At 65.3% G+C, this 13,074-nt stretch carries 11 protein-coding genes; 4 read left to right on the forward strand and 7 right to left on the reverse strand.

All coding sequences use genetic code 11. The features are described from left to right. Positions 1 to 430 precede the first annotated feature (430 nt). Positions 431 to 931: an NUDIX hydrolase gene (locus tag PG881_RS18515; protein WP_270801945.1), complete on the forward strand. Its 501-nt coding sequence runs from the start codon at positions 431 to 433 to the stop codon at positions 929 to 931. Positions 932 to 960: 29 nt separating this feature from the next. Here the strand turns inward: PG881_RS18515 and PG881_RS18520 are convergent, their stop codons facing one another. Both PG881_RS18520 and PG881_RS18525 read right to left on the reverse strand, forming a co-directional pair. Next, positions 961 to 2,244 carry a HAMP domain-containing sensor histidine kinase gene (locus tag PG881_RS18520; RefSeq protein WP_270801947.1) on the reverse strand — a complete coding sequence of 428 codons (1,284 nt, stop codon included), beginning with the start codon at positions 2,242 to 2,244 and terminating at the stop codon, positions 961 to 963. After that, positions 2,241 to 2,921 (reverse strand): response regulator transcription factor, encoded by a 681-nt coding sequence (locus PG881_RS18525; protein ID WP_270801950.1) that lies wholly within the window; start codon positions 2,919 to 2,921, stop codon positions 2,241 to 2,243. Before PG881_RS18525 ends, PG881_RS18520 begins: the two co-directional genes overlap by 4 nt. 149 nt (positions 2,922 to 3,070) lie before the next feature. Here PG881_RS18525 and PG881_RS18530 point away from each other — a divergent pair, with 149 nt between their 5' ends. Both PG881_RS18530 and PG881_RS18535 read left to right on the forward strand, forming a co-directional pair. Then, positions 3,071 to 4,231 carry an efflux RND transporter periplasmic adaptor subunit gene (locus PG881_RS18530; protein ID WP_270801952.1) on the forward strand — a complete coding sequence of 387 codons (1,161 nt, stop codon included), beginning with the start codon at positions 3,071 to 3,073 and terminating at the stop codon, positions 4,229 to 4,231. A 2-nt stretch (positions 4,232 to 4,233) separates the two neighbouring features. After that, a complete protein-coding gene (locus PG881_RS18535; protein ID WP_408771403.1) occupies positions 4,234 to 6,180 on the forward strand; it encodes a MacB family efflux pump subunit in 1,947 nt (648 codons plus the stop codon). 304 nt (positions 6,181 to 6,484) lie between these two features. Here PG881_RS18535 and PG881_RS18540 read toward each other — a convergent pair whose 3' ends face one another. The 5 genes from PG881_RS18540 to PG881_RS18560 all read right to left on the reverse strand — a co-directional run bounded on the left by PG881_RS18540 (position 6,485) and on the right by PG881_RS18560 (position 10,686). Further along, on the reverse strand, positions 6,485 to 7,321 hold the full coding sequence (locus tag PG881_RS18540; RefSeq protein WP_011704713.1) for a transporter substrate-binding domain-containing protein: 837 nt from the start codon (positions 7,319 to 7,321) through the stop codon (positions 6,485 to 6,487). Then, positions 7,318 to 8,079, reverse strand: coding sequence for an amino acid ABC transporter ATP-binding protein (locus PG881_RS18545; RefSeq protein WP_085734623.1), 762 nt, complete (start codon positions 8,077 to 8,079; stop codon positions 7,318 to 7,320). The genes PG881_RS18540 and PG881_RS18545 overlap by 4 nt, the downstream gene beginning before the upstream one ends. After that, positions 8,076 to 8,738 carry an amino acid ABC transporter permease gene (locus PG881_RS18550; protein WP_270801955.1) on the reverse strand — a complete coding sequence of 221 codons (663 nt, stop codon included), beginning with the start codon at positions 8,736 to 8,738 and terminating at the stop codon, positions 8,076 to 8,078. The genes PG881_RS18545 and PG881_RS18550 overlap by 4 nt, the downstream gene beginning before the upstream one ends. A 74-nt stretch (positions 8,739 to 8,812) precedes the next feature. Then, positions 8,813 to 9,478, reverse strand: a complete 666-nt coding sequence (locus PG881_RS18555; RefSeq protein ID WP_024946291.1) for an amino acid ABC transporter permease — start codon at positions 9,476 to 9,478, stop codon at positions 8,813 to 8,815. Then, positions 9,475 to 10,686, reverse strand: coding sequence for a threonine synthase (locus tag PG881_RS18560; protein WP_270801958.1), 1,212 nt, complete (start codon positions 10,684 to 10,686; stop codon positions 9,475 to 9,477). The genes PG881_RS18555 and PG881_RS18560 overlap by 4 nt, the downstream gene beginning before the upstream one ends. Positions 10,687 to 10,921: 235 nt before the next feature. Between PG881_RS18560 and PG881_RS18565 the strand changes: the two genes are divergently transcribed. Continuing rightward, complete coding sequence (locus PG881_RS18565) at positions 10,922 to 13,069, forward strand: prolyl oligopeptidase family serine peptidase (RefSeq protein WP_270801960.1); 2,148 nt, start codon at positions 10,922 to 10,924, stop codon at positions 13,067 to 13,069. Positions 13,070 to 13,074: the final 5 nt, after the last annotated feature.

The raw sequence follows: 13,074 nt of genomic DNA on the forward strand, positions 1-13,074 counted from the left end.
GCGGTAGTTCAGTCGGTTAGAATACCGGCCTGTCACGCCGGGGGTCGCGGGTTCGAGTCCCGTCCGCTCCGCCACTAATTTGAAAGGCCTTCCCTGATGGGAAGGCCTTTTTGCTATCTGGTTTTGGCGAATGAAATAAGGAAACAAAGGACCACAGAGAGGGCTGCGACTTGCCACTGGCAACTCGGTCCCTGTCTGTTGTCCTTTGTGCTTGAGCCGGACTCTGTCCGTCTCCCCGTCCGCTCCGCCACTACTTAAGAAGCCCAGTCTAACGACTGGGCTTTTTTTCGTTTCACTTCTCCTGAATTGCCCTTTCCCTCTTTTATATCCTGCTGATTTATCACCTCATGGGGGGGTTGTGCCTCAAGGCTTTCCATCGGGGATGGGGTTCGTCATACAATGCGCCTTTGGTGTCAGAAGGGAGTCCCCTATGTTTTGTCCGCTTTGTGGTTCCGGATCGCTGCAACAGCGCAGCGAGAAAGAGTTCGCCTGTGGCTGTGGTTTTCACTATTTCCAGAATGTGGCGTCGGCCGTGATGGTGGCGCTGTGCTGGCAGGACGAGCTGCTGGTCGCGGTGCGGGCCCGTGATCCCGGCCGGGGCTTGCTGGATCTGCCGGGCGGCTTCGTCGATCCAGGCGAATCGCTGGAGGAAGCCTTGGTAAGGGAGCTCAAGGAGGAACTGGGACTGGATCTGACGGGGGAGACGCCGCGCTACCTGGGCTCCTATGCCAACGCCTATCCCTATGACGAGGTGACCTATCACACCTGCGACACCGTCTTTCTGCTGGAGCTGGCAGACAAGCCTTTGGTGGTGGCGGCCGACGATGTGGCCGCCTGTGAGTGGCGCAAGCTGGCCGGCCTTGCCCCTGCCGAGTTTGCCTTTCGCTCTACCGGCGCTGCCATCAGTCAATTGCAGCGGCTGCGGGGCTAACCGATAGCAGTAATGACAGGGCGGAGCAGCTAGCCTGGCAGATGGAGGGTGACGATCAGGCCGCCCTCTTCACCGTTTCTGGCCTCGACCCGCCCGCCCTGGGCCTGGATCGCCTTGCGGGTGATGGCAAGGCCCAGCCCATAACCCTTGCCTGCCGCAGGGGAGCCGATCCGCACGAAGGGATCGAAGATGCTGGAGAGCTTGCTCTCATCCACCCCCATCCCCTGATCCGCTACCTCGACGATGAACTCGTCGTCCTGCCGCCTCAGGGTCAGGCGAATGGTCTGGCCCGCTTGCGAGAAGCGCAGGGCATTGCGCAGTACGTTGTCGAGGGCCCGGCGGATCAGCTCCGCCTGTCCGCAGACCGTGTATTCCTGGGTCTCATCCACCCAGGTTTTTATCTCGACCCCCATGTGCTGCGCCTCGTAGCGGGCATCGCTCACCACGGCGTCGACCAGCCCCTGCAGATCGTAATACTCCTCGCTGTCCCGCTCGCCATGGCCGGCACGGGTGAGGGTCAGCAGCTCGCCGATCATCTTGTCCATGCGCTGGGTCTCGAGCTGGATCCGCTCGAGGGACCCCTCGATCCTGGCCGGATCCTGCTGGGCCAGGCCGATGGCCAGCTGCAGCCTGGCAAGGGGGGAGCGCAGCTCGTGGGAGACGTCGTGCAGCAGCTGTTCGCGGCTCTCCACCAGCAGTTGCAGCCGCTCGGCCATGGCATCGAAGTCGCGGGCCGCATCGCTAATCTCGTCGTGGCGCCGCCGCATGGCGGGGTAGAGACGCACTGCCAGATCCCCCTGGGCGAGGCGCTCGAATCCCTGCCGGAAGCGGTTCATGGGGCGGGTCAGGTGCCAGGCGAGCAGGGCGCTGAAGAAGAGGCCGCCGAGTCCGCCGATCCACCACATGGGGGGTGGCATGTTGAGCCAGTTGCGGCGGGGCTGGGGTGGTGCCAGCAACTGCTGCAGGCCGGCACTGTCGTAGTCGAGCCGGTAGTGCCGGCCATCGGCTCCCAACAGGATGCGGCCGCCCTGTGTTGTGGATGGCTCTGCTGCGACCGGTTCCAGCTGCAGCAGCCTTCGTTCCCGGGCCGGCCAGCTGGCCTGCAGGGCCGCAACCGCAGCCGGTCCCCGCCGCTGCAACAGGCTGGCGGCGGTTGCCAGCTGACGCTCGGCCAGCTGGTTGGCCATCCGCTGCTCCGGCGGCCCTTCGTGGCGATAGAGGCTGAAGGCCACCCACAGCAGCTGGCTCATCATGATGATGGTGAACCAGAAGCCGAACAGGATCTTCCAGAACAGGCGCCCCTTGAGGATCATGCCAGCCGGTATCCTATGCTGCGCACCGTCTCGATGCCGATGGCTTCGCCCGCCAGCGCCTGTAGCTTCTGGCGGATATTGCAGATGTGCACGTCGACGCTGCGATCATAGGGCTCGCGCGGGCGGCCGAGCCCGTGCAGGGAGAGCTCATCCTTGCTGACCACCCGCTCTGGGGATCGCAGCAGCAGTTCCAGCAGGTTGAACTCGGTGGCGGTCAACTCCAGCGGCTGCGCCTGCCAGTGACATTGACGGCTGACGGGGGAGAGCACCAGCTCGCCAAGGCGCAGGCCCTGCTCCTTGCCCGGATGGGCGGGGGCAGGCTCGACCCGGCGCAGCACGGCCCTCAGCCTGGCCACCAGTTCCCGCGGGTAGCAGGGCTTGGGCACATAGTCATCGGCCCCCATCTCCAGCCCGATCACCCGATCGATGTTGTCCCCCTTGGCGGTGAGCATGATGACGGGGATCCGACTGTCACGGCGAATATGGCGCAGCACCTCGCTGCCATTCTGATCGGGCAGCATGATGTCGAGCACCACGGCGGCATAGTTGCCGGAGAGGGCGTGCTGCACGCCGCTCTTGCCGGTCAGCACATGGGTGGTGGCAAAGCCTTCGCCAGCCAGGTATTCGCTCAGCATGGTGCCAAGCTCCAGATCGTCGTCCACCAGCAGGATCTTCATCGCTCTTCTCCGTCTCGGGTTGGCGCCATTTTCCCGTGTCCGTCTCCGCCTGACAGCTGCTTTTACGCAATCCTTACACTGCCCTGCAAGAGGCTTAACCGGACATTGGAGTAGATTGCCCGGGTCTGTCTCAGCCAAGGATATCCGCGATGGCCCGTACCCGTCTCCCCGTTGTTCGCCTGCTGCTGCCCGCCCTGGTGCTGGTCGGTGCCGGCTGGCTGCTGCTGCCCTCCGCCGCGGCACCAACCGCCTCTTACATCACGGCCCCGGTCGAGCGGCGGGATCTGGAGCAGAGCGTGCTGGCGGATGGCACCCTGCAGGCCCAGAAGCTGGTGAGCGTGGGGGCGCAGGAGTCGGGGCAGATCAAGGCGCTGCACGTGGTGCTGGGGGATGAGGTGAAGCAGGGCGATCTGCTGGTCGAGATCGACGATCTCACCCAGCAGAACGCCCTCAAGGATGCCGAGGCCGCCCTCGACAACGTGCAGGCCCAGCTGGCCTCGCGCCGGGCAACTCTGCGCAACAACCAGCTGGTCTTCGAGCGTCAGCGCAAGGTGCTGGATCGGGGATTGGGCAGCCAGGCCGACTACGACAGTGCGGAGGCGACCCTGACGGCTACCCGCGCCGACATCCGGGCGCTGACGGCGCAAGCGGTGCAGGCCCATATCGCGGTCGACACCGCCAAAGTGAATCTGGGCTACACCCGCATCGTCTCCCCCATGGCGGGCACCATAGTGGCGATCCCGGTGGAGCAGGGGCAGACGGTCAACGCGGTGCAGAGTACCCCGACCATGGTGAAGGTGGCGCGGCTCGACACCATGACGGTGGAGGCGCAGATCTCGGAGGCGGACGTGATCCGGGTCAGCGCTGGCCTGCCCATCTACTTCACCGTGCTGGGGGCGCCGGAGCGCCGTTACCAGGCCAGGTTGCGCGCCATCGAGCCCGCCCCCGACTCCATCAATGACGACACGACCAGCAGCAGCTCGACCAGCACGGCCGTCTACTACAACGGCCTGTTTGAGGTGGAGAACCCTGAAGGGGCCCTGCGCATCGGCATGACGGCTCAGGTGCACATAGTGCTGGCGACCGAGCGCGACGCCCTGGTGATCCCGGCCATCGCCCTGAGCGGTGACAGGGTGCAGGTGGTGGATGGTGCGGGCCAGCCCCAATGGCGGCAGGTGAAGGTGGGCCTCAACAACAAGGTGGATGCCCAGATCCTGAGCGGCCTCGAGGCCGGGGAATCCGTGGTGGTGAGCCAGTCGACGGCCCAGAGTCAGCAGAGCGGGCGCATGGGCCCGCCCATGGGGATGTGATCATGAGCCAGCCACTGCTGCAACTGAGCGGGATCCGCCGCTATTTTGGCGACGGGGATCGGCGCGTCGAGGTACTCAAGGGGATCGATCTGACCATAACGCGGGGGGAGATGGTGGCCATCGTCGGCGCCTCAGGCTCCGGCAAGTCGACCCTGCTCAATATCCTGGGCTGCCTCGATCAACCGAGCTGCGGTCACTACCGGGTCGCCGGGCAGGAGACAGGCCGGCTGACGGCGGATGCGCTGGCGGCCCTGCGCCGCGAGCATTTCGGCTTTATCTTCCAGCGCTACCATCTGCTGGGGGATCTCAGTGCCCGCGACAACGTGGCGTTGCCCGCCATCTATGCCGGACTGGCAGGCGATGCGCGAAAGGCCAGGGCCGAGGCCCTGCTGCAGCGGCTTGGGTTGGGTGCCCGTCTCGACTACAAGCCGAGTCAGCTCTCCGGCGGTCAGCAGCAGCGGGTCAGCATAGCCCGCGCCCTCATCAACGGCGGTCAGGTGATCCTGGCGGACGAACCGACCGGCGCCCTCGACAGCCAGAGCGGGGTCGAGGTACTCGGCATCCTGGGCGCGCTCCATCGGCAGGGCCACACGCTGGTGCTGGTGACCCACGACATGGCGATCGCCGAACAGGCCGAGCGGATCATCGAGCTCAAAGACGGAGCGGTGGTGGCCGACCGTCGCCGCGAGCCGGCACTGCCGTCCCCTGCGCCAACCACTCCCCGTGCCGACATCGGGGGACGCGGCGCTCTGGCCGGGCGGCTCGGCGCCGCCTTCAAGATGGCGCTGCTGGCCATGCGGGCCCAGCGGATGCGCACCTTCCTCACCATGCTCGGCATCATCATCGGCATCGCCGCCGTGGTGTCGGTGGTGGCGCTGGGGCGCGGCTCCCAGCAGCAGGTGCTGGCCAACATCAACGCCATGGGCACCAGCACCCTGGAGATCTTCCCCGGCAGCGGCTTCGGCGATCGGCGGGCCGAGGCGGTCCAGACCCTCAGGGTGGAGGATGCCGAGGCCCTCGCCAGGCTCGGCTATGTGCACAGCGTGACCCCCAGTCTGGCCACCAGCGTCACCCTGCGTCGGGGCAGCCAGGCGGTGCTGGGCTCGGTGAACGGGGTGGGGGAGCAGTTCTTCCAGGTGCGCGGCTACCGATTGCTGCAGGGCATGCTGTTCGATGCCGCCAGCGTGAGCGCTCTGGCGCAGGAGGTGGTGATCGACGAGAACAGCCTGGCGCGCCTGTTCGCCGCAGGAGAGTCGCCGCTCGGTCAGGTGATCCTGCTGGGGAGCCTGCCGTGCCGGGTGATCGGGGTGGTGGCCCGCAACCAGAGCGGCTTTGGCAGCGACGAGAACCTCAATGTCTGGATCCCTCACACCACGGCCATGACGAGGATGCTGGGCCAAAGCCACCTGCGCAGCATCAGCGTGCGGGTGCAGGACGAGGTGGCGCTGGCCGCCGCCGAAGATGGCATCAGCCGCTTGCTGCGTGAACGGCACGGCGCTCAGGATTTCTTCGTGCTCAACACCGACAGCATCCGCCAGGCGATCACCAGCACCAATGCCACCCTGACCCTCTTGATCGCCATGATTGCGCTCATCTCCCTGGTGGTGGGCGGCATCGGGGTGATGAACATCATGCTGGTGTCGGTGAGCGAGCGCACCCGCGAGATCGGCGTGCGGATGGCCGTGGGTGCCAGAACCGGCGACATACTGCAGCAGTTTTTGATCGAGGCGGTGCTGGTCTGTCTGCTGGGCGGGGCGGCCGGGGTGCTGCTCTCCCTGCTGGTCGGCGTCTTGTTCGAGCACTTCAGCAGCCAGTTCACCCTGAGCTACTCCCTGGACGCCGTGCTGATGGCCTTCTTCTGCTCGAGCCTGATCGGCGTGTTGTTTGGCTTCTTCCCGGCGCGGCGGGCGGCGCGGATGGACCCCATCCACGCACTGGAGCGGGAGTAGGCACCCTCTTCGGCGCCCGCAGCGCCACCTCATTCGCCGGCGCTGCCGAGGGCTCATCCCGCTTCGGTGGCCTGGCGAGTTGGCCGGACGGCACTCTGTGCCAGTCCGGCAGCCTGAACCGTGTCATCGACGTGACACAGCCTGCTCTGCGCGGGTTTTCAACCGGGCCCCTGGCCCGGTTCTTTTTTCCATGCTAAAAAAAGGCGCCACCCGAGGGGGACGCCTGAAAGGTCAAACCTTGCGGTTTGCGGACCAACGGAACCAAGATTTCACACACATCACACTCTCAGCACTTCTGGCAGGCTCAGCCCTGCCACTTGCCTCCTTCCACTATCACGTCGTTGGGATCGGTATCGGCGCTCAGTTTGTCGCGCACATACTGGTCGTAGAGTTTCAGCAGGTACTTCTCTTCCCCCAGCTTGGCGAGACGATCGTTGACCCAGTCACGCAGCTCGATATTGCCCTTCTTCACCGCCGGCGCGATGGGGTCTTCCGAGCCCAACTTCTCGGGCAGCACCCGATAGCCCGGGTTCTCCTTGGCCCAGCTGAACAGCACCAGGTTGTCCTGGGCATAGGCGTCGCCACGGCCCTGGGCCAGCGCCTGCAGGGATTCGGTGTTCTTCTCGAACTTGAGCACCTTCCAGTCCGGGTGGTTGCGGGTCAGCCAGATGTCGGCCGTGGTGCCGGTGGTGACGATCAGGGTCTTGCTGGCCAGATCATCCAGTTGCTTGGCCGGGCTCCCTTGTGGCACCAGCACCTGTACCGCCACTCGCAGGTTCGGGTTGGTGAAGTCCACCACTTGCCGCCGCTCCGGGGTCACCGTCATGTTGGCGAGGATGAGATCCACCTTGTCGCTCTGCAGGAAGGGGATGCGACTGGCGGGCTCCACCGCCACGAACTCGACCTTATTCTCGTCCCCCAGCAGGTCCTTGGCGAAACGGCGACCGAGGTCGGTGTCAAAGCCGACGTAGTTGCCCTTCTCGTCCACATAGCCGAAGGGGGGCTTGTCGGTGAAGACGCCGACGATGAGCTTGTCACGCGCCTTGATCTTGTCGAGGGAACCGTCCGCTGCATGGGCGGCGCCGCTGGCGAGACCCAGTCCCAACAGGGCACTGAACAGAACCGAGGTGATTTTTTTCATGCTGACTCCTTTCGTTTGATGACATTGGTATAAGAAAACTTGGCGAGGAACTGGCGGGCACGCTGGCTGCGCGGGTTCTCGAAAAATTGATGGGGGGCGGCCTGCTCCAGGATGTGGCCGCCGTCCATGAAGACGATGCGATCCGCCACCGCCTGGGCGAACGCCAGCTCGTGGGTGACGATGAGCAGGGTCATGCCGCTGCCGGCGAGATCGCGGATCACCTCCAGCACCTCCTGCACCATCTCGGGATCCAGCGCAGCGGTCACCTCGTCAAACAGCATCACCTGCGGGTTCATGCACAGCGCCCGCACGATGGCGATGCGCTGCTGCTGGCCGCCGGAGAGCTGGCGCGGATAGTCGTGGCGCCGCTCCCACAGGCCGATGCGGGTCAGCAGCTGCTCCGCCTGCAGCAGGGCCTCCTGCCGCTCCCGTTTTTGCACCTGAAGGGGGCCGAGCAGCACGTTCTCCAGCACCGTCAGGTTGGGGAAGAGGTGATAGCTCTGGAACACCATGCCGATGCGCTGGCGCAGCCGCTGCCAGTCGGTACTGGCATCCAGCCGCTCTCCATCGAAGCGAATGTCGCCCCCCTGAATGGGTTCGAGCCCGTTGAGGGTGCGCAGCAAGGTGCTCTTGCCGCAGCCGCTCGGCCCCAGGATGACGATCACTTCCCCGGCGTGCACCGTGAGGCTGACCTCATCCAGTACCCGGTTTTGGCCGAATTGTTTGCTGACAGCATTGAGCTCAAGCAGAGGTGTCATACCGCATTACCCCATTGTTGCTCCAGCCGGCGCGAGGCGAGCGAGAGCGGATAGCAGACCAGAAAAAAGAACAGGAACAGCAGACCGTAGATAAGCAGCGAGCCATAGGTGCGCTCGATGATCTGCTGGCCCACCTTGATCACCTCCACCACCCCGATCAGCACCGCCAGCGAGCTGGTCTTGATGATGCGGGTGTAGATGTTGATGGTCGGCGGCGTCAGCCGTTGCAGCGCCTGGGGCAGCAGCACGTGGCGATAGAGCTGCCAGGTCGAGAGCCCGAGCGCCAGCCCGGCCTCCTGTTGACCACGAGCCAGGGACTTGAGACCACCGCGCACCACTTCACCCACCTCGCTGGCGCCCCAGAGGGCCAGCACCAGCACGGCGCACCAGAAGGCCGGGATGTCTACGCCAAAGAAGATCGGCAGACCGAAGAAGAAGAGGTAGAGCCACACCAGCACGGGCACCACCCGAAACAGCTCCAGATAGACTCGCAACACTCCCCGAGTCAGCCTTCCCCCCTGCTGGGCCAGCACGCCGTAAGCGACGCCGCCCAGGGTGGCGAACAGGATGGCGAGCAGCGAGATGGCGAGGGTCTGACCCGCGCCCACCGCCAGCAGCGGCAGCGCCTGCGTCAGCTGCTCAGTGACCGGACTGACCATATTGATCCCTCCTTTCCTGTACCTCGGTGACGAGTGATAGCGGTAGCAGGACGATCGATGCCTGCATCAGCGATTCAGTGACCGAACTGACCATGTTGCAGCCTCCTTTCAACGACGCGCAGGGCAAGGGACAGCGGCAGAAAGATCAGCACGCACATCAAGGTCAGCACCGCCAGCATCTCGTAGGTCTTGTAGTAGAGGGCGATGTAGTTCTTGGTGGTGTAGAGCAGCTCCGGCACCGCCACCGCCGAGGCCACCGTGGTTTCTTTCAAGAGGAAGATGAAGTTGGCAAACAGCGCCGGCAGGCTGGCGAGCCAGGCCTGGGGCAGCTGCACGTGGCGCAGCAGTTGCCAGCGGGAGAGGCCGATGGCTCGCCCCGCCTCCAGCTGGCTGGGTGGGACCGCCTGAATGCCCGCCCGCAGCGCCTCGGTCAGGTAGCCACCGCCGAGGAAGGTCATGGCGATCACCGCCGTGGCAAAGCCCGATAGCGACAGGCCGAGCGCCGGCAGCCCGAAGTAGAGAAAGAACAGCTGGATCAAGAGCGGCGTGTTGCGGGCCAGCTCCACATAGGCGCGGATCACCCCGTTCAGCCAGGGCTTGTGCAGGCTTTGCAGGGTCACATTGAGCAGCGCCACGGCAAGCGAGGTGAGGATCACGATGGCGCCGAGCTGCAGGGTGACCCAGACCGATTGGCCGAACGCCGGCAGGGTGGTGAGAACAAAAGACCAGTCGAAGCTCATGCCGGGATCCTCCCGTCGCGGCGCAGCCGCTGGGGCACGACCGTGATGGCGTCCGGGTACTTGATGCCGGCGCCGGTGTTGAGCACCACCACCCGCTCGCCTCCCTGGATCCAGCCCGCTTCCCGCAGCTGACGGGCGGCGGCGAAGGCAGCCGCCCCTTCCGGGCAGACGAAGCAGCCCTCCTGAGAGGCGAGTTGACGCAGCTCGCGCTGGATGGCGCCATCTTCCACCGCGACGGCGCAACCCTCGGTGCGATAGAGGGCGTCCAGCACCAGAAAATCCCCCAGCGCCTTGGGCACGTTGATGCCGAACGCCAGGGTCTGGGAGTCGGGCCAGAAGCGCGATTCGCGCTCCCCCTGCTGCCAGGCCTGGACGATGGGGGCACAGCCGCTCGCCTGCACCGTCACCAGGCGCGGCAGCGGTCCCTGCACCCAGCCCAGCTCCTGCAATTCCCGCAGCGCCTTGTAGATGCCGATGAGGCCGACCCCGCCGCCGGTGGGGTAGAGGATGACGTCCGGCAGAGTCCAGCCGAGCTGTTCGGCGATTTCAAACCCCATGGTCTTCTTGCCCTCGATGCGATAGGGCTCCTTGAGGGTGGAGGCATCAAACAGCCCCTGCTGCGCCACCGCCTCGGCCACCTGGCGACCGGCGTCGCTGATGAGGCCGTCCACCAGATAGAGGCGGGCACCGGCCAGGGCGCTCTCCAGCCGGGTGATGGCGGGGGCCGCCTGCGGCTGGACTATGGTGCTGCGCAAGCCGGCGCGGGCGCCGTAGAGTGCCCAGGCCGCACCGGCGTTGCCGTTGGTGGGCATGGCGAAGTGGGTGACGCCGAGTTCGCGGGCGCGGGAGACGCCGACCGCGGCGCCGCGGGCCTTGAAGGAGCCGGTGGGGGTGAGGCTCTCATCCTTCATCCAGAGATCCGGAATGCCGACCTGCTTGCCGAGGCGCGGCAGCGGCAACAGCGGGGTGAAGCCTTCCCCCAGGGTGACCACCTGGGTGGGGTCGCGCACCGGCAGCAGCTCGTGGTAGCGCCACAGGCTGGCGGGGCGCCCCAGCAGGGCGGCCGGATGCCAGGCCTGCTTCAGGGCCTCGAGGTCGTAGCTGGCCAGCAAGGGGGCGCCGACCGGGCTCAGCTGCTGGGGCTGATCGGCATCCACAATCTCGCCGGTCTTGCTGCAACGCAGGTGTGATAGGTAGCTGTACGGCATGCTTTATCCTGAATGAGTCGAGATGGTCAGTCGCTTATTCCATCCTGTGACCCAAGTGCCGGATAACAAACAAAATAAACTGGCAAACCTAAGCGAAAAAATTCATATGACTCCGATTGGTCAGGGTTGTGGCGGCTTCCCGCTCATGTCGCGTGTTCACCCGCTGGGGGGTTGGGCCGTCCGGCACTCTTTGCTAACCTGCCCGCTTCACCCGAAATCGCAGGGAGCCGCATCGATGCGAGCCATTGTCAGCCTGCTGGCCCTGTCACTGCTGTGTGCGTGCAGTGGCCAGTCAACCAAAGAGGATGCCATGTCAGGGAAAGCGCGCCTTCACTACCCCGTCACCCGTGAGGGTGAGCAGGTGGATCACTACTTCGGCCAGGCCGTGGCCGACCCCTATCGCTGGCTGGAGGATGATCGCAGCCCCGAGACCGAGGCCTGGGTCAAGGCCCAGAACGCCGTGACCCGGGACTACCTGGCACAGATCCCGTATCGCGCCGCCATCAAGGAGAAGCTCGCCTCTTCCTGGAACTACGCCAAGGAGGGGGCGCCGTTTCGCGAGGGGCGCTACCACTACTTCTTCAAGAACGACGGCCTGCAGAACCAGAACGTGCTGTGGCGCCAGCTGGAGGGCAAGCCGGCCGAGGTGTTCCTCGATCCCAATACCCTTAGCCCCGACGGCACCACGGCGCTGGATCAGCTGAGTTTCTCCCGCGATGGCCGCATCCTGGCCTACTCCTTGTCGCTGGCCGGCAGCGACTGGCGCGAGATCCACCTGATGGACGTACAGAGCAAGCAGCCGCTGGAGGCGCCCCTCAAGGACGTGAAGTTCAGCGGCATCAGCTGGCTCGGCAACGAGGGCTTCTTCTACTCGAGCTACGACAAGCCGGATGGCAGCGAGCTGTCGGCCAAGACCGATCAGCACAAGGTCTATTTCCACCGGCTCGGCACGGCGCAGGAGGATGACCGGCTGGTGTTCGGCGCCATCCCGGCCCAGCACCACCGCTACGTGGGGGCGACCGTCACCGAAGATGACCGCTTCCTGCTCATCTCGGCGGCGAACTCCACCTCCGGCAACCGCCTCTATGTCAAGGATCTGAGCCAGGAGAACGCGCCGCTGCTGACGGTGCAGGGGGATCTGGAGGCGGATGTGAGCCTGGTGGACAACCAGGGCAGCACCCTTTACCTGCTGACCAACCGGGACGCCCCCAACCGCCGGCTGGTGACGGTGGATGTCGCCAACCCGGGGCCGGCCCGCTGGCGGGATCTCATCCCCGAGCGCCAGCAGGTGCTGACGGTGCACAGCGGCAGCGGCTATCTGTTCGCCGAGTACATGGTGGATGCCACCGCCCGGGTCGAGCAGTTCGACTATGAGGGCAAGCAGGTGCGCGAGGTGGCGCTGCCCGGCCTTGGCAGCGTCAGCGGCTTCAACGGCAAGCACGATGATCCCGCCCTCTACTTCGGCTTCGAGAACTATGCCCAGCCGCCCACGCTCTACCGGTTCGAGCCAAAGAGCGGCGCCATCAGCCTCTATCGCGCCTCGGCGGCGCCGTTCAAGCCAGAGAATTATGTCTCCGAGCAGCGCTTCTACCAGAGCAAGGACGGCACCCGGGTGCCACTCATCATCAGCTACCGCAAGGGGCTGAAACTCGATGGCAGCAACCCGACCATCCTCTACGGCTATGGCGGCTTCGACGTGAGCCTGACCCCGAGCTTCAGCGTGTCGGTGGCCAACTGGCTGGATCTGGGGGGCGTCTATGCGGTGGCCAACCTGCGCGGGGGCGGCGAGTACGGTCAGGCCTGGCACCTGGCAGGCACCAGAATGAACAAGCAGAACGTGTTCGACGACTTCATCGCGGCGGCCGAGTATCTCAAGGCCGAGGGCTACACCCGCACCGAGCGGCTGGCGATCCGCGGTGGCTCCAACGGCGGTCTGCTGGTGGGGGCTGTGATGACCCAGCGGCCGGATCTGATGCGGGTCGCCTTGCCGGCGGTGGGGGTGCTCGACATGTTGCGCTACCACACCTTCACCGCCGGAGCGGGCTGGGCCTATGACTACGGCACCAGTGCCGACAGCGAGGCCATGTTCGACTACCTGAAGGGCTACTCGCCGCTGCACAACGTCCGGCCCGGGGTCAGCTACCCCTCGACCCTGGTGACCACGGCGGATCACGACGATCGGGTGGTGCCGGCTCACTCCTTTAAGTTTGCTGCCACTCTGCAGGCCGACAATGCGGGCCCCCATCCCCAGCTCATCCGCATCGAGACCAATGCCGGGCACGGGGCGGGCACGCCGGTGGCCAAGCTGATCGAGCAGAGTGCGGACATCTATGCCTTCACCCTGTACGAGATGGGCTATCAGCAGTTGCCGCGTCAGCCTTGATCCGG

The sequence above is a fragment of the Aeromonas sp. QDB54 genome (assembly GCF_027707385.1).
GTDB classification, from domain to species: Bacteria; Pseudomonadota; Gammaproteobacteria; order Enterobacterales; family Aeromonadaceae; genus Aeromonas; species Aeromonas hydrophila.